Consider the following 15,444-nt stretch of genomic DNA (forward strand, 5'->3'; position numbering starts at 1 on the left):
GCTCATGAGTTTCGAAATCCGCAAGATCGTCAGCTATGTCGAAGAAACCTTCATCGAGGGCGGCAAGCCCACCGACAAGCCGGTGACCATGGTCGGCCTCGCCGTGGTGATGAAGAACCCATGGCTGGGCAACGGTTTTGTCGAAGACCTCAAGCCGCAGATCCGTGCCAACTGCTCCGACCTCGGCGCGCTGATGGTGGAGCGCCTGGTGGGGATTATCGGTGGTGCCGAGAAAATCGAGGCTTACGGCAAGGCAGCAGTGGTCGGTGCTGACGGCGAGATCGAACACGCCTCGGCGGTGATCCACACCCTGCGCTTCGGCAACCACTATCGCGAAGCGGTCAAGGCCAAGAGCTATCTGAGCTTCACCAACAAGCGCGGTGGTCCGGGCACTTCGATCCAGATCCCGATGATGCACAAGGACGACGAAGGCCTGCGCTCGCACTACATCACCCTGGAAATGCAAATCGAAGACGCGCCACGTGCCGACGAAATCGTCGTCGTCCTCGGCTGCGCCGACGGTGGCCGCCTGCATCCGCGTATCGGTAACCGCTACATCGACCTGGAAGAACTGGCCGCCGAAAAAGCCCAGTAAGCCGGTCGTTCACTCCAACAAAAAGGTCTGCAGGAGCGCTCCATGATTCGGCTCACCGCTGAACTCACCCCGGCTGGAACCAGTTACCTGGCGACCGGCCAAGGCCAGCCCGTGGTTTTGATCCACGGCGTGGGCCTGAATAAAGAAATGTGGGGCGGCCAGGTCGTTGGCCTGGCGTCCAAATACCGGGTGATCGCCTACGACATGCTCGGTCACGGCGCCAGCCCGCGCCCGGCCAGTGGCACGCCCCTGCTCGGTTATGCCGAGCAGTTGCTGGAGCTGCTCGATCACCTGCAATTGCCGGCGGCCACGGTGATCGGCTTTTCCATGGGAGGCCTGGTGGCGCGGGCCTTCGCCCTGCATTACCCGCAACGCCTGCAGAGCCTGGTGGTGCTCAATAGCGTGTTCAATCGCACCGCTGAACAACGCGCCGGGGTGATTGCTCGCACCGCTCAGGCCGCCGAACACGGTCCGGATGCCAACGCCGAAGCGGCACTGTCGCGCTGGTTCAGTCGCGAATACCAGGCCGCCAATCCGGCGCAGATCGCCGCGTTGCGCCAGACCCTGGCGCAGAACGACCCCCAGGGTTACCTGACCACCTACGAGCTGTTCGCCACCCAGGACATGTACCGCGCCGACGACCTGGCGAGTATCCAGGTGCCGACGCTGATCGCCACCGGCGAACTGGACCCCGGTTCGACCCCGGAAATGGCCGAGCAACTGGCTCGCTGCATACCCGGCGCGAAGGTTGCGGTGCTGCACGAGCAACGGCATATGATGCCGGTAGAGTCGCCGCGCCTGGTCAACCAGATGCTGCTGGAGTTCCTCGACCTTGCCTACTCCCGACAAAACCATATAAAGGGGATTGTTGCATGACACTCGCACGCTTCCAGATGTGCATCGGCGGGGAATGGGTCGATGCCCTCTCCGGCAAGACTTTCGACAGCCTCAACCCGGCGCTGGCCGAGCCCTGGGCGCAGTTGCCCGACGCCGACGAAGCCGATGTCGAGCGCGCCGTGCAGGCTGCGCAGACCGCCTTCGACAGCCCGGCCTGGCGCGGGCTCACCGCCACCGCCCGGGGCAAGTTGCTGCGCCGCCTCGGTGATCTGATCGCCGAGAACAAGGAACACCTGGCGCAGCTGGAAAGCCGCGACAACGGCAAGCTGATCCGCGAGACCCGTGGCCAGGTCAGCTATTTGCCGGAATTTTTCCACTACACCGCCGGCCTTGCCGATAAACTCGAAGGCGGCACCCTGCCGCTGGACAAGCCGGACCTGTTTGCCTACACCGTGCACGAAGCCATGGGTGTGGTCGCCGCGATCATCCCCTGGAACAGCCCGCTGTACCTGACCGCGATCAAACTGGCTCCAGCCCTCGCGGCGGGCAACACCATCGTGATCAAGCCGTCCGAGCACGCCTCGGCAACCATCCTTGAACTGGCGCGCCTGGCGCTGGAAGCCGGGATCCCGCCGGGGGTAGTCAACGTGGTCACCGGTTACGGGCCGAGCACCGGTGCCGCCCTGACCCGTCACCCGCTGGTGCGCAAGATCGCCTTCACCGGCGGCGCCGCCACTGCTCGCCATGTGGTGCGCAGCAGCGCTGAGAACTTCGCCAAGCTGTCGCTGGAACTGGGCGGCAAGTCGCCGAACATCATCTTCGCCGACGCCGACCTGGACAGCGCGATCAACGGCGCCATCGCCGGGATCTACGCGGCCTCCGGACAGAGCTGCGTGTCCGGTTCGCGACTGCTGGTGCAAGACGAGATTTACGACGAATTCGTCAGCCGCCTGGTGCAGCGCGCCGAGCGCATCCGCATCGGCAACCCGCAGGACGACAGCAGCGAAATGGGCCCGATGGCCACCGCGCAGCAACTGGCGGTGGTCGAAGGCCTGGTGGCCGACGCGATAGCCGAAGGTGCGCGCTTGCGCCTGGGCGGCAAGCGTCCGGCGGGCCTCGGCGATGGCTGGTTCTATGAGCCGACGCTGTTCGAGTGCGACCGCAACTCGATGAAGATCATGCAGGAAGAAGTCTTCGGCCCGGTGGCGTCGGTGATCCGTTTCAAGGACGAAGCCGAAGCCCTGGCAATCGCCAACGACTCGCAGTTCGGCCTCGCCGCCGGCATCTGGACCCGCGACCTGGGCCGCGCCCACCGCCTGGCCCGTGACGTGCGTTCGGGGATCATCTGGGTCAACACCTACCGCGCGGTCTCGGCCATGGCGCCGATCGGCGGTTTCAAGAACAGCGGCTATGGACGCGAAAGCGGCATCGATTCGGTGCTGGCCTACACCGAGCTGAAAACGGTGTGGATCAACCTGTCCCAGGCACCGATGCCTGATCCGTTTGTCATGCGCTAGGAGTCCAAAAAAATGATCGAACCCGGCATTTACAAAGACGTCATGAGCTCCTTCCCGTCCGGCGTCACGGTGGTCACCACCCTCGACCCGGATGGCGCCATCGTCGGCATCACCGCCAGCGCCTTCAGTGCCCTGTCGATCGACCCGGCGCTGGTGCTGTTCTGCCCCAACTACGGCTCCGACACCTACCCGATCCTGCGTGACAGCAAGCAGTTCGCGATTCACCTGCTGTCCGCCGACCAGACCGCCGAGGCCTATGCGTTCGCCGGCAAGGGCAAGGACAAGGCAGCCGGCATCGACTGGCACCTGAGCGAGCTGGGCAATCCGCTGCTCGGCAAGGCGACGGCGATCATCGAATGCGAATTGTGGCGCGAATACGACGGCGGCGATCACGCGATCATCGTCGGCGCGGTGAAAAACCTGATCCTGCCCGCGCAACCGGTGACCCCGATGATCTACCACAAAGGCAAGCTCGGGCCGCTGCCCACGTTGGCCTGACACGGCCCCGCCACCTCCTGTGGGAGCGGAACGCCGCCCGGGCCGCTCCCACAGGGACTCGTGCAGATTTCACTATTTTTGCCAGGAGCCCGCATGAACCCAGCCGCCTCCCCCCTGTTCCGCCAGCAGGCCTATATCAACGGCCAATGGCTCGACGCCCCCGACGGTGCGCAGCAGGACATCTTCAATCCGGCCAACGGTGAACTCATCGGCCGGGTGCCCAACCTCGGCGCCGAACACGCGCGCCTGGCCATCGACGCGGCCAATAAGGCATGGCCGGCCTGGCGTGGGCTGACCGCCAAGGAACGCAGCAACATTCTCAAGCGCTGGCACGGGCTGATGCTGGAAAACGCCGACGCCCTGGCCGCGATCCTCACCCTCGAACAAGGCAAGCCACTGGCCGAGGCCAAGGGCGAAATCCTCTACGCCGCGAGTTTTATCGCGTGGTTCGCCGAAGAAGCCAAGCGCATCTATGGCGACACCATTCCCAGCCACAAGGGCGATGCGCGCATCGTCGTCAGCAAGGAGCCGATCGGCGTCGTGGCGGCGATCACCCCGTGGAACTTCCCTGCCGCGATGATCACCCGCAAGGCTGGCCCGGCCCTCGCCGCCGGTTGCCCGTGCATCGTCAAGCCGGCGCCGGAAACCCCGTTCTCGGCCCTGGCCATGGCGGCGCTGGCCGAACAGGCAGGGATTGCGCCGGGGATTTTCAACGTGATCACCGGCGACGCCGTTGCCATCGGCGGCGAACTCACCGCCAGCTCGAAGGTGCGCAAGCTGTCGTTCACCGGTTCGACGGCGATTGGCAAACTGCTCATGGCGCAGTGCGCACCGACCCTGAAAAAGGTCTCGCTGGAGTTGGGTGGTAACGCGCCCTTTATCGTCTTCGACGATGCCGATCTCGAGCGTGCGGTGGAAGGCGCGTTGATCGCCAAGTTCCGCAACGCCGGGCAGACCTGCGTCTGCGTCAACCGCTTCCTGGTGCAGGACGGCATCCACGATGCGTTCGTAGCACGGCTGGCGGAACGGGTCGCGCAACTGCAGGTCGGCAGCGGTTTCGATAGCGGCGTGACTCAAGGTCCGCTGATCAACGAGCGCGCGGTGGCCAAGGTCGAGGAGCACGTGCAGGACGCCCTCGCCCATGGCGCCGAGCTGCTTTGTGGCGGCGAACGGCATGCGCTCGGCCATGGTTTCTTCCAGCCGACGGTGCTGTCTGGCGTGACCGCGCGGATGCAGGTCGCCACCCAGGAAACCTTCGGCCCACTGGCGGCGGTGTTCCGTTTCGGCAGCGAAGCCGAGGCCGTGCAGATGGCCAACGACACCGAATTCGGCCTCGCCGCCTACTGTTACACCCGCGACCTCGGCCGCGCCTGGCGCATGAGCGAAGCGCTGGAGTACGGCATGGTCGGGATCAACGAAGGGTTGATCTCAACCGAAGTCGCGCCGTTTGGCGGGATCAAATCCTCGGGCCTGGGGCGTGAAGGTTCCAAGTATGGGATCGAGGATTATCTGGAAATCAAATACACCTTGATGGGTGGGTTGTAGGGGCTGGCTTGCCGGCGCCTGCAAGGGTTTGCACCCCGCAATTCATGGGAGACATTGAAATGAGCAACGAAAAATACCAAAAAGGCCTGCAAATCCGCACCCAGGTACTGGGCGAGGCCTATGTCAATCGCTCCATCGAGAACGCCGATGACTTCACCCGTCCCCTGCAGGAAATGGTCACCGAGTACTGCTGGGGCCATGTCTGGGGGCGCGAGGGCTTGTCGCTCAAGGAGCGCAGCATGATCAACCTGGCGATGATCTCGGCGCTCAACCGTCCGCACGAACTCAAGCTGCATGTGCGCGGCGCCTTGCGTAACGGCCTGAGTCGTGAGCAAATACGCGAAATTCTGCTTCAGGTCGGCATTTATTGCGGCGTCCCGGCGGCCGTGGACAGTTTCCGGCTGGCCCGTGAAGCCTTCGCCGAAGCCGACGCCGAGGCCTCAAGTTAACCTTCGGCTGTCTGAACCAAACGCCCACGGACGATGCCCGTTGTGCAGGGACAGCCAACTTTAGAGCGTACCCCATGAAACGCCTGCCACTCGACGACAGCTTCAAGGTCAATCGCAACCCCGTTACCCTGCGCGAAATCGTGCTGGATAAACTGCGAAGCGCCATCATGAACTTCCAGCTTCTGCCAGGCGATCGCCTGGTCGAGCGCGATCTGTGCGATCGCCTGGGCGTGAGCCGCACTTCGGTGCGTGAAGCCTTGCGTCACCTGGAATCCGAAGGCCTGGTAGAGTTCGCCGACGCCAAGGGTCCACGGGTGGCGATCATCACCCTGGCCGATGCCGTCGACATCTATGAGCTGCGTTGCGTGCTCGAAGGCCTGATCGTCCAGCTATTCACCCTGCGTGCCAAGGCCCGGGACATCAAGGCCCTGGAAAAAGCCCTGGAAGAAAACCGCCAGGCGCTCAAGGAAGGTGAACTGCAGCAGGTCATCGACTCGGTGCAGGGCTTCTACGACGTGCTGCTGGAAGGCTCCGGCAACCACGTCGCCGCCACCCAGTTGCGTCAGTTGCAGGCGCGCATCAGCTACCTGCGGGCGACCTCGGTGTCCCAGGAAAACCGCCGTGGCGCCAGCAACCAGGAAATGGAACGCATGGTCGAGGCGATCAAGAGCGGTGATGCCCTGGCCGCCCACCAGGCCTGTGTCGACCACGTTCGCGCCGCCGCCAACGTCGCCCTCGAATACCTCAAGCGCAAGCAGGAAGAAACCGGCGCGATCCCCGCGATCACCCAACCCATCGCCCTGAAAGAACCTCGCATAGGTCGTTGATCATGTTCAGCCCGAGCTTTTGCCCAAAATGCGGTAGCCCTGACCTCAAGTCGCAGTTACCGCCGGGCGATACGCACGAGCGCCTGATGTGCCGCGGTTGCGGCTACGTCCACTACATCAACCCGAAGATCATCGCCGGCTGCATCATCGAGCAGGACGGTAAATACCTGTTGTGCCAACGCGCCATACCGCCACGTCCGGGCACCTGGACGCTGCCGGCGGGCTTCATGGAGGCCGGGGAAACCACCGAGCAGGCGGCGTTGCGCGAGGTCTGGGAAGAAAGCGGCGTGCGCGGGGAAATCCTCTCGCCCTACTCGATCTTCAGCGTGCCGCAGATCAGCGAGGTGTACATCATCTTCCGCGCCATCGCCCTGGAGATCACCGGCCAGTTCGGCCCGGAAACCCTCGCCTACCAATTCTTCGCCCCCGAGGATATTCCCTGGGACGACATCTACTACCCGGCCATCCGCCAGATCCTCGAACGTTACATCGACGAACGCCAGGCAGGGGTCTACGGCATCTATATCGGCAATGACGATAGTGGGAAGATCCACTTCATCCGCTGACGGTCTCCTGTAGGAGCGAGCCTGCTCGCGATAGCTGACTGACATTCACCATCAATGTCGACTGTCACACCGCATCGCGAGCAGGCTCGCTCCTACAGAGGGCCGCAGCATGGTGCTTATCAAATCGGCGCAACCCCCTCCACAATAATCACCTCCGCCCGCGCCACACCCTCCCGGTGGCCCTTCGCCTCCTGATACAAATCCGAGTGATAACAGGCCAGCGCCTGTTCATACGAGTCAAATTCAATCACCACACTGCGCTGCGGCGTCGGCCGGCCTTCCAGGGCCTCACTGCGTCCGCCGCGGGCCAGCATGCGTCCGCCATAGACGGCAAAAGCCTTGGGCGCGCGTTGGGTGTATTGGCTGTATTGATCGCTGTCGCTGACATCCACATGGGCAATCCAGTACGCCTTCATCGTGACCTCCTCGTTATTTTGTATTATGGTATACCACACTATATTTCCTACAAACACCAGGAGTCCAGCATGGCCTTCAACAGCATCGAAGAAATCATCGAAGATTACCGCCTCGGCAAAATGGTCCTGTTGGTCGATGACGAGGACCGCGAAAACGAAGGCGACCTGCTGCTCGCCGCCGATTGCTGCGACGCCGCTGCCATCAGTTTCATGGCCCGTGAGGCGCGGGGCCTGATCTGCCTGACCCTGACCGACGAACACTGCCAGCGCCTCGGCCTGGAGCAGATGGTGCCGAGCAATGGCAGCGTGTTCAGCACCGCCTTCACCGTGTCGATTGAAGCGGCCACCGGGGTCACCACCGGCATCTCCGCCGCCGACCGCGCACGCACCGTGGCCGCCGCCGTTACCCCCGGTGCGACAGCCGCCGATATCGTCCAGCCCGGCCACATCTTCCCGCTGCGCGCCCGCGAAGGTGGCGTGCTGACCCGCGCCGGCCACACCGAAGCCGGCTGCGACCTGGCGCGCCTGGCCGGCTTCACCCCGGCCTCGGTGATTGTCGAGGTGATGAACGACGACGGCACCATGGCCCGCCGCCCCGACCTGGAAATCTTCGCGCAAAAACACGGGATCAAGATCGGCACCATTGCCGACCTGATCCACTACCGTCTGAGCAACGAACACACGGTCGAACGCATCGGCGAACGAGAGCTGCCTACCGTGCATGGCACCTTTCGTCTGATCACCTATGAGGATCGCATCGAAGGCGGTGTCCACATGGCAATGGTCATGGGTGAGCTGCGCCACGATGAGCCGACCCTGGTGCGGGTGCATGTGATCGACCCGCTACGTGACCTGGTCGGCGCCGAATACAGCGGCCCGTCGAACTGGACGCTGTGGGCCGCGTTGCAACGGGTGGCCGAAGAAGGTCGCGGCGTGGTGGTGGTGCTGGCCAACCACGAATCATCCCAGGCCCTGCTCGAGCGCGTGCCGCAACTGACCCAGGCGCCCCGCCAGTTCAGCCGCTCGCAGTCGCGGATCTACTCGGAAGTCGGCACCGGCGCGCAAATTCTGCAGAACCTCGGCGTGGGCAAGCTGCGCCACCTGGGGCCGCCGCTGAAGTATGCGGGGTTGACCGGGTATGACCTGGAGGTGGTGGAGAGTATTGCGTTTACTGGCTGAGCGCAGATGCCCCCAATCAATCCGTCTTGTGCCACACCGCCTTGCTGACATCGATCGGCTTGGGCAGCAGCTTGTTCTGATAGAACAGGTCTGCCGTGGTTTGCTGCGCCTGGACGATGCTGTCGTCGATGGGCAGGATCGGTGACGCTGGGCGGTTGTCGAAATAGCGGACGATCACCTCATCGGGCAGGCCCATGTATTTCTTCACCACGTCGAGGCTGGCTTGCCGCTCGCTGCGAGTCAGGGCTTCGGCGGCGGTCAGTTGTTCCAGCAGGGCGTCTATGAATGCCCGGTTGGATTGCGCGTAGTCACGACGTGCGGTGTACACCGGGCCGGACAGCTGGAGCCCCGCGCCGTTGGCCAACACCCGCACGTTGCCCTGGCTCATGGCCAGCGAGGCATAGGGCTCCCAGATTGCCCAGGCATCGACGCTGCCCTGCTCGAAGGCGGCCCGCGCATTCGCCGGTGGCAGGTTGACCGGCTGGATATCCTGATAATTCAAGCCGGCCTTGTTCAGTGCCCGCAGGATCAGGTTGTGGGAACTGGAGCCGCGTTGGAAGGCGACTTTCTTGCCTTTCAGGTCGGCAATGTCCTTGAGCGGGCTATCGGCACGAACCAGGATGGTTTCCGCTTCGGGTTTCGGCGGCTCGGCGCCGATGTAAACGAGATCGGCACCCGCCGCTTGCGCGAACAAGGGAGGAATGTCTCCGGTCGAGCCGACGTCCAGGGCATTGACGTTGATCGCTTCGAGCATCTGTGGCCCCGCGGGAAACTCGATCCACTGCACGGTCGTCTGGGGAAAACGCTTCTCCAGCAGCCCGTGTTCCTTGGCCAGGATCAAGGCAATGGAGCCTTTCTGATAGCCGATTCGCAAACTGGCGGGATCAGCCGCCAGCACCACACCACTCAGGCTGAACAGGGCCAGGCCGGTATACAACGCTTTGCGCAATCTCATTGCTGTCTCACTGTTCAACGACCGCTCGCGGGTCCTGGATAAAAAAATCATTCAGCCGTCGACGGCTTTTCCCAAAGATTGATCCCGCCCTCCAGAGCAAACCGATCAATCTCGGCCAGTTCCTCGTCGCTGAAAGTCAGATTGGCCAAGGCGCCGACGTTCTCGATGATCTGCTCCGGCCGGCTTGCGCCGATCAATGCCGAGGTCACCCGTGGATCGCGCAGTGTCCAGGCCAGCGCCAGTTGTGCCAGGCTCTGGCCGCGACGCTGGGCGATCTGATTCAGTGCCCGCACATGGGCCAGATTGGCCTCGCTCAAGTGCGACGACTGCAACGAACCGCCCCCCGGACGATTGACCCGCGCATCTGCCGGCACGCCGTTGAGGTATTTATCAGTGAGCAGCCCCTGGGCCAGCGGGGTGAAGGCAATCACCCCGCTGCCGAGCTCCTCGGTGGTGTCCAGCAAGTCTTTTTCCACCCAGCGATTGAGCAGGTTGTACGCCGGTTGATGGATCAGCAGCGGCACCTTCCATTCCTTGAGCAGCGCAGCGATCTCCCGGGTCTTCACCCCCGAATAGGACGAAATGCCGATGTACAGCGCCTTGCCCTGCTGCACCGCCGTCGCCAGGGCGCTGGCGGTTTCTTCCAGCGGGGTGTCTGGATCAAAACGGTGCGAGTAGAAAATATCGACGTAATCCAGACCCAACCGTTGCAGGCTCTGGTCGAGGCTGGCCAGCACGTATTTGCGCGAGCCACCGCCCTGGCCGTAGGGGCCGGGCCACATGTCCCAGCCGGCCTTGCTGGAGATAATCAGCTCATCACGGTACTGCTTGAAATCTTCACGCAGCAATCGGCCGAAATTGATCTCGGCGCTGCCGTAGGGCGGACCGTAGTTGTTGGCCAGGTCGAAATGGTTGATGCCAAGGTCGAACGCGGTACGCAACAACGCGCGCTGGGTGTCGATTGGCGTGCTATCGCCAAAGTTGTGCCACAGGCCCAGGGACAGCGCTGGCAGCACCAGGCCGCTGCGGCCGACGCGACGGTAAGGGATAGATTGGTAGCGGTTTGCGGCGGCGGTGTAGGTCATGTTGAATCCTCTGCTCGCGTCAGTTCGACGGTTGGGTAAATCGGTTGGCGGGGCGAACCAGGCCGAGGTTCTCGCGCAGGGTCCGGCCTTCGTATTGTGTTCTGAACAATCCGCGGCGCTGCAGTTCAGGCACCACCTGGCTGGCGAAATCCTCGAGGCCGCCAGGCAGGTGCGGCACCAGCACGTTGAAGCCGTCCGCCGCGCCCTGTTCGAACCACTCCTGCAATCGATCGGCAATCTGCTCGGCAGTGCCCACCAGACTGTAATGCCCGCGACCGCCGGCAATCCTGCGCCCCAGTTCGGCGAGGCTGAGGTTATCGCGACCGGCCAGCTCGGTGAGCAGTTTCTGCCGACTTTGCTGACCACTGTCCGTCAGCGGCAAGTCGGGCAGCGGCCCGTCCAACGGATAGCCCGACAGGTCGAAGTTGCCGAGCATGCGTCCCAATAGCGCGACGCCGACTTCCGGTTCGACCAATTGCTGGAAGCTCTGGAACTTCTCCTGCGCCTGCGCTTCGCTGGCCCCGACCACGACAAACACCCCGGGCATGATCTTCAGCGCATCGGCGCTGCGCCCGTATGTGCTCAAGCGTCCCTTGAGATCGGCATAAAACGCCTGTGCGTTGGCAAGTGAGGTCTGCGCGGTAAAGACCACCTCAGCGGTTTGCGCCGCCAGTTCGCGGCCGATTTGCGAGGAACCGGCCTGGACAATCACCGGTCGCCCTTGTGGCGAGCGCGCCACGTTCAGCGGCCCCTTGACGCGAAAGTGCTCACCGACGTGATTGAGTACGTGCAACTTGTCCGGGTGGTAATAGCTGCCGCTGGCCTTGTCGCGGACAAACGCATCGTCTTCCCAACTGTCCCACAACCCTGTCACCACGTGCTGGAATTCCCGGGCACGGCTGTAGCGCTCAGCGTGCCCTATGTGTTCATCGCGGCCAAAATTCAGCGCTTCGGCGGCATTGTCCGAAGTCACCAGGTTCCACCCTGCCCGCCCACCGGACAAGTGATCCAGCGAAGCAAACTTGCGCGCCACGTGGTACGGCTCGTTGTAGCTGGTGGTGGCCGTGGCAATCAGGCCGATGCGCTCGGTCACCGCGCTCAATGCCGACAGCAGCGTCAGCGGTTCGAAGTGATCGGAGCGGGCCATGCGACTGGCGATGTCCTGGGTCGGCGCCGCCACACTGTCGGCGACGAACAGGGCATCGAATTTTGCTGCCTCGGCCAGTTGCGCCAGGCGTTTGTAATGGGCGAAATCCAGCCCGGCATTGGCCGGAACATCGCGATGGCGCCAGGCCGCGACGTGGTGCCCGGTGGCCATGAGGAAGGCGCCCAGTTTCAGTTGTCGACTCATGCTTAGAAATCCTTGCGCAATTGCACGCCGAAGTAGCGCTCGTCGTCACGGGGTACGGCGCGGTAAATGTAGCTGCCACCGCTGGCGAGCAACGGCGAGTACGACTTGTCGGTGAGGTTCTTCGCCAGCAGCGCGACGCGCCAGCCGTCGGTGTAATCGGCCAGGGCAACACTGGCATTCCATAGGCCGTAGGCGCCCTGTTTGGTGTCGGGGTTCTGGCTGATGTCGTACTGCACTTCGCTCTGCCAGCTGTAGTCGGTGCCCAGTTCGATATCCAGGCCATTGTCCAGCGGGATGTTGTAGTCGGCCCGTACATAGCTCTTCCAGTCCGGGGTGTAAGGCAGTGGCTTGCCATCGACATTGCAAGAGGCCGCCGCACCCGCCGGGCAGGCGAACTGATCGATGCGCGCATGGGTGTAGGCCAGCGCCCCGGAGAGCTTCAATTGGCGGGTTGCCTGCAGGGCGTAATCGAGTTCTACCCCTTCGGTGCTGACACTGCCGGCGTTGATCAGACGCGTGACCACTTGCCCGGCAACGGTATCGAAGAAGTTCGCCTGGTAGTTGTCGTATTCACTGTGGAACACCGCCAGGTTGGTGGTCAGGCGATTGTTCCAGGTCGTGGCCTTGATCCCCGCCTCCCAGGTATTGGAAGTTTCCGGCTTGAGCGCTTCGGTGTCGCGCGGCTGCATGTTGAAAAACACGTTGTAGGCCGGTCCCTTGTAGCCACGTGAGTAGGTCAGGTAGCTGGTGACCGAATCGCTCAGGTCGTACTGCAGGCCCAGGCGCCCGGACCACCCGTCCTCGTCCACCGAACCGGAACTGCTGGTGGCCGGCTGGATGCCGCTGACGGTGGTGGCTGAAGTCGAGACCCGGCGGTGATCGTATTCCAGGTCATCATGGGTAAAGCGCAGGCCGGCGATCCCGCGAAAGTCCGACCTGAAGTTCAGGGTGCTTTCGCCAAATACCGCATAACTGTCGTTGCTGGTGCTGTAATCGGCAATCCCACGGTTGCTGCTGGTGGGTGTGGTCAGGGTGCGCTGGTAGGTCTCGTCGTCCTTGCCGTGCATATAGAACAGGCCGCCAACGTACTCGAGAAACTCACCTTTCGGCGAGGCCAGGCGCAGCTCCTGGGAGTATTGATCGAACGCCAGGTCGCCTTTGTCCGCGGTGCCGGGGAACGCGGCAGTGATGGTGCCCAGGCGGTCGCCATCCTGGTACTGGGTGTTGTCCCAGCCACGCCAGGCGGTGATCGAGGTCAGGGTGTAGTCGCCGAGTTGCCAGTCGAGTTGGCCGGACAGGCCCTTGTTGACGTCCTCGACGTGGGTGCGGGTATTGGTGTTGATCTTGCGGTTATCACTGCTGGCCCGCACCGGGTTCAAGGCACTGGCAAAGGCCGGAGTCAGCGCCTGGCTGACCACCCCGTTGGGCGCATCGTCGTGGGACTGCATGTAGTCGGCGATGAAGGTGAACGTCAGCTCATCGTTAGGTGTGAATTCGAGTTTGCCCCGTGCGCCCTTGCGGTTATAGCCGTTAACTTCCTGGCCGTTGTACAGGTTATCGACGTTGCCGTCGTAGCTGCCGAACAGCGTGGTGATCGAGCCTTTCAGGATCTCTGGAATCAGGCTGCCGCCGAGGCCGAAGCGGGTGCGGCTTTCGTTGCCACTGAAATACGACTGATCGACGTAACCGTGAGTTTCGGCGGTCGGCGCCTTGCTGGTGATGTTCAACACCCCGGCCGAGGCGTTCTTGCCGAACAACGTGCCCTGCGGACCCCGCAGAACTTCGACCCGCTGCAGGTCCATCAGGTCGAGGGTGGCCTGCCCGGGACGGGCATAAACCACGCCATCGATCACCGTCGCCACGGTCGGCTCGACCCCTGGCGACGTGGAAATGGTGCCCACGCCACGGACAAACAATGAGGTGTCCTTGTTTGAGGCACCGGTGCGGAAATTCAACGACGGCACTTGCTGGACGATCGTCGCCACACTGTTGCGGCTGTCGCGTTCCAGTTGCTCGCCATCGATCACCGAGACCGCTACCGGGACTTTCTGCAGCGACTCTTCGCGGCGGGTGGCCGTGACCGTCACAGCTTGCAGCGTGGCCTCCTGCTCGCCAGTGCCTGCCGCGAATGCAGCGGGTGCAGGCAAGGCTGCCAGGCCGGCAAACAACCAACTGGCGGCGCGAATCGATTGCGCCAGGCGCTTGGGTTGGCGAGGAAATTTGTGCATGGTCTGACCACTCGAAAATGTGCCCTGATCCGCTGTCGTTCGACGACGACAGCGCCTTGAATATGTCTTGGACATTCGCTCGAGCGAGTAGCAGACAACGCGCTTTGTTAGCGCTACCATCACAAGTATCGACAACCCGCTCATAGATCGTCAAATACTTATAAATTAGCTTTATATGCCTTTTAGTTTTATCGAGGATGCACGCCTTGGATCAGGACAAACCCCGCAAGCGCCGTGGCGCCGGACGCGTCACGCTCGATACCGTGGCCCGCCAGGCCGGTGTCTCGGCGATCACTGTTTCGCGCTACTTCAATCAGCCGGAGCAGGTATCCCCTGAGCGCCGGGAGCGGATCGCCGCGGTCGTGGCGCAATTGGGTTATGTGCCCAACCTGGTGGCCGGCGGCTTGGCCTCGGCGCGGGGCAAGATCGTCGGCATGGTGATTCCGAACATCTCCGGACCGATTTTCGCCAACACCATCCAGGGTTTCAGCGACACCCTCAGCCAGCACGGCTACCAGTTGCTGCTGGCCTCGAGTTATTTCAGCGCCGAGCAGGAAGAGAGCGCGGTACGGGCCTTTCTCGGCTGGTCGCCGGCGGCCCTGGTGCTGACCAGCCACTTCCACAGCGCCGGCACCGAGAAGATGATCAGCGAGGCCGACATTCCGGTGATCGAAACCTGGGACTACCAACCCGAGCGCGAGCCGCTGCAGATCGGTTTCTCCCACTATGAAGTCGGTGTCAGCGCCGCGCGTTATTTGCATGGCAAGGGTTTTCGGCGCATCGCCTTTGTGCAGAACAGCGCCGCCGGCGACTTCAGCGCGCTGGAGCGGCGCGACGGCTATGCCGCCTGCCTTGCAGAGCTGGGTCTGCAGCCCTGGGTGTTCGCACCGGATGCCGGACGGCCGCCGTTCGACGCGGGCAAACAGGCCATGGAGGCGTTGATGAACAGTGCGGCACCACCCGACGCCATCATCTTTGCCAATGACAACCTCGCCGCCGGTGGCTTGCTGGCTGGACAACGCGCCGGACTGAAGATCCCCGAAGACTGCGCAGTGCTCGGCTTCGGCGACTACCCCTTCGCCGAAATGCTCCTGCCGAGCCTGAGCAGCATCCGCCCGCCTGCCCTGGAGATCGGTGTGCTGGCGGCGACACGGGTTCTGCAGAGCCTGGGGGTGTTGCCGGTTGAAGACGAGTTGCAGCGATTGAATCTGCTGCAGTGCGAGGTGATAGAGCGGGAAAGTGCGTGAGGAAGCCAACTCCCACAGGGTCCTGGGGCGCATGCAAAACCTGTGGGAGCTAACTTGCTAGCGACGAGACAGGCACATCCAATATCAATGTTGACTGTACCGGCCTCATCGCGAGCAGGCTCGCTCCTACAGTGGTTTTGCGGTGTTCT

Annotated in this window: 15 protein-coding genes; 10 read left to right on the forward strand and 5 right to left on the reverse strand. The window is 62.9% G+C overall.

Features of this window, described 5'->3' with window-relative positions; genetic code table 11:
• Window positions 1-4: 4 nt before the first annotated feature.
• The 8 genes from NR126_RS02185 to NR126_RS02220 all read left to right on the forward strand — a co-directional run bounded on the left by NR126_RS02185 (window position 5) and on the right by NR126_RS02220 (window position 6,834).
• Window positions 5-595: an amino acid synthesis family protein gene (locus NR126_RS02185; RefSeq protein ID WP_027620801.1), complete on the forward strand. Its 591-nt coding sequence runs from the start codon at window positions 5-7 to the stop codon at window positions 593-595.
• 42 nt (window positions 596-637) lie between these two features.
• On the forward strand, window positions 638-1,471 hold the full coding sequence (locus NR126_RS02190) for an alpha/beta fold hydrolase (protein WP_027620800.1): 834 nt from the start codon (window positions 638-640) through the stop codon (window positions 1,469-1,471).
• A complete protein-coding gene (locus NR126_RS02195; RefSeq protein WP_027620799.1) occupies window positions 1,468-2,949 on the forward strand; it encodes an aldehyde dehydrogenase in 1,482 nt (493 codons plus the stop codon). The genes NR126_RS02190 and NR126_RS02195 overlap by 4 nt, the downstream gene beginning before the upstream one ends.
• Before the next feature lie 12 nt (window positions 2,950-2,961).
• On the forward strand, window positions 2,962-3,447 hold the full coding sequence (locus NR126_RS02200; RefSeq protein ID WP_027620798.1) for a flavin reductase family protein: 486 nt from the start codon (window positions 2,962-2,964) through the stop codon (window positions 3,445-3,447).
• A 93-nt stretch (window positions 3,448-3,540) separates the two neighbouring features.
• The gene (locus NR126_RS02205; RefSeq protein WP_256829591.1) at window positions 3,541-4,992 is read left to right on the forward strand and encodes an NAD-dependent succinate-semialdehyde dehydrogenase; all 1,452 of its coding nucleotides are present in this window, start codon (window positions 3,541-3,543) and stop codon (window positions 4,990-4,992) included.
• Between the two features lie 59 nt (window positions 4,993-5,051).
• On the forward strand, window positions 5,052-5,441 hold the full coding sequence (locus tag NR126_RS02210) for a carboxymuconolactone decarboxylase family protein (protein WP_027620796.1): 390 nt from the start codon (window positions 5,052-5,054) through the stop codon (window positions 5,439-5,441).
• A 74-nt stretch (window positions 5,442-5,515) separates the two neighbouring features.
• Complete coding sequence (locus tag NR126_RS02215; protein WP_027620795.1) at window positions 5,516-6,268, forward strand: GntR family transcriptional regulator; 753 nt, start codon at window positions 5,516-5,518, stop codon at window positions 6,266-6,268.
• A gap of 2 nt (window positions 6,269-6,270) precedes the next feature.
• Window positions 6,271-6,834 carry an NUDIX hydrolase gene (locus NR126_RS02220; RefSeq protein ID WP_027620794.1) on the forward strand — a complete coding sequence of 188 codons (564 nt, stop codon included), beginning with the start codon at window positions 6,271-6,273 and terminating at the stop codon, window positions 6,832-6,834.
• 119 nt (window positions 6,835-6,953) lie between these two features.
• Here the strand turns inward: NR126_RS02220 and NR126_RS02225 are convergent, their stop codons facing one another.
• The gene (locus NR126_RS02225; RefSeq protein ID WP_027620793.1) at window positions 6,954-7,250 is read right to left on the reverse strand and encodes a DUF1330 domain-containing protein; all 297 of its coding nucleotides are present in this window, start codon (window positions 7,248-7,250) and stop codon (window positions 6,954-6,956) included.
• 69 nt (window positions 7,251-7,319) lie between these two features.
• Here NR126_RS02225 and ribBA point away from each other — a divergent pair, with 69 nt between their 5' ends.
• On the forward strand, window positions 7,320-8,429 hold the full coding sequence (gene ribBA / locus NR126_RS02230; protein WP_027620792.1) for a bifunctional 3,4-dihydroxy-2-butanone-4-phosphate synthase/GTP cyclohydrolase II: 1,110 nt from the start codon (window positions 7,320-7,322) through the stop codon (window positions 8,427-8,429).
• Window positions 8,430-8,445: 16 nt separating this feature from the next.
• Here the strand turns inward: ribBA and NR126_RS02235 are convergent, their stop codons facing one another.
• Genes NR126_RS02235 through NR126_RS02250 form a run of 4 tightly spaced genes read right to left on the reverse strand, consistent with a single transcriptional unit; the run spans window position 8,446 to window position 14,048 of the window.
• On the reverse strand, window positions 8,446-9,384 hold the full coding sequence (locus NR126_RS02235; protein ID WP_033866473.1) for an aliphatic sulfonate ABC transporter substrate-binding protein: 939 nt from the start codon (window positions 9,382-9,384) through the stop codon (window positions 8,446-8,448).
• A 47-nt stretch (window positions 9,385-9,431) separates the two neighbouring features.
• The gene (gene mgrA, locus NR126_RS02240; protein WP_027620790.1) at window positions 9,432-10,469 is read right to left on the reverse strand and encodes an L-glyceraldehyde 3-phosphate reductase; all 1,038 of its coding nucleotides are present in this window, start codon (window positions 10,467-10,469) and stop codon (window positions 9,432-9,434) included.
• A 19-nt stretch (window positions 10,470-10,488) separates the two neighbouring features.
• The gene (locus NR126_RS02245) at window positions 10,489-11,820 is read right to left on the reverse strand and encodes an LLM class flavin-dependent oxidoreductase (protein ID WP_256829592.1); all 1,332 of its coding nucleotides are present in this window, start codon (window positions 11,818-11,820) and stop codon (window positions 10,489-10,491) included.
• A gap of 2 nt (window positions 11,821-11,822) precedes the next feature.
• Complete coding sequence (locus NR126_RS02250; protein WP_256829593.1) at window positions 11,823-14,048, reverse strand: TonB-dependent receptor; 2,226 nt, start codon at window positions 14,046-14,048, stop codon at window positions 11,823-11,825.
• Window positions 14,049-14,254: 206 nt separating this feature from the next.
• Here NR126_RS02250 and NR126_RS02255 point away from each other — a divergent pair, with 206 nt between their 5' ends.
• Window positions 14,255-15,295 (forward strand): LacI family DNA-binding transcriptional regulator, encoded by a 1,041-nt coding sequence (locus tag NR126_RS02255; protein WP_256829594.1) that lies wholly within the window; start codon window positions 14,255-14,257, stop codon window positions 15,293-15,295.
• Window positions 15,296-15,444 lie beyond the last annotated feature (149 nt).

The organism is Pseudomonas sp. Pse1 (assembly GCF_024519635.1).
Lineage (GTDB): Bacteria > Pseudomonadota > Gammaproteobacteria > Pseudomonadales > Pseudomonadaceae > Aquipseudomonas.

Excerpts from the sequence above, each read along its gene's own strand:
- NR126_RS02185 (WP_027620801.1), top strand. The coding sequence starts at position 5 with ATGAGTTTCGAAATCCGCAAGATCGTCAGCTATGTCGAAGAAACCTTC.
- NR126_RS02190 (WP_027620800.1), top strand. The coding sequence starts at position 638 with ATGATTCGGCTCACCGCTGAACTCACCCCGGCTGGAACCAGTTACCTG.
- NR126_RS02195 (WP_027620799.1), top strand. The coding sequence starts at position 1,468 with ATGACACTCGCACGCTTCCAGATGTGCATCGGCGGGGAATGGGTCGAT.
- NR126_RS02200 (WP_027620798.1), top strand. The coding sequence starts at position 2,962 with ATGATCGAACCCGGCATTTACAAAGACGTCATGAGCTCCTTCCCGTCC.
- NR126_RS02205 (WP_256829591.1), top strand. The coding sequence starts at position 3,541 with ATGAACCCAGCCGCCTCCCCCCTGTTCCGCCAGCAGGCCTATATCAAC.
- NR126_RS02210 (WP_027620796.1), top strand. The coding sequence starts at position 5,052 with ATGAGCAACGAAAAATACCAAAAAGGCCTGCAAATCCGCACCCAGGTA.
- NR126_RS02215 (WP_027620795.1), top strand. The coding sequence starts at position 5,516 with ATGAAACGCCTGCCACTCGACGACAGCTTCAAGGTCAATCGCAACCCC.
- NR126_RS02220 (WP_027620794.1), top strand. The coding sequence starts at position 6,271 with ATGTTCAGCCCGAGCTTTTGCCCAAAATGCGGTAGCCCTGACCTCAAG.
- NR126_RS02225 (WP_027620793.1), bottom strand. The coding sequence starts at position 7,250 with ATGAAGGCGTACTGGATTGCCCATGTGGATGTCAGCGACAGCGATCAA.
- ribBA (WP_027620792.1), top strand. The coding sequence starts at position 7,320 with ATGGCCTTCAACAGCATCGAAGAAATCATCGAAGATTACCGCCTCGGC.
- NR126_RS02235 (WP_033866473.1), bottom strand. The coding sequence starts at position 9,384 with ATGAGATTGCGCAAAGCGTTGTATACCGGCCTGGCCCTGTTCAGCCTG.
- mgrA (WP_027620790.1), bottom strand. The coding sequence starts at position 10,469 with ATGACCTACACCGCCGCCGCAAACCGCTACCAATCTATCCCTTACCGT.
- NR126_RS02245 (WP_256829592.1), bottom strand. The coding sequence starts at position 11,820 with ATGAGTCGACAACTGAAACTGGGCGCCTTCCTCATGGCCACCGGGCAC.
- NR126_RS02250 (WP_256829593.1), bottom strand. The coding sequence starts at position 14,048 with ATGCACAAATTTCCTCGCCAACCCAAGCGCCTGGCGCAATCGATTCGC.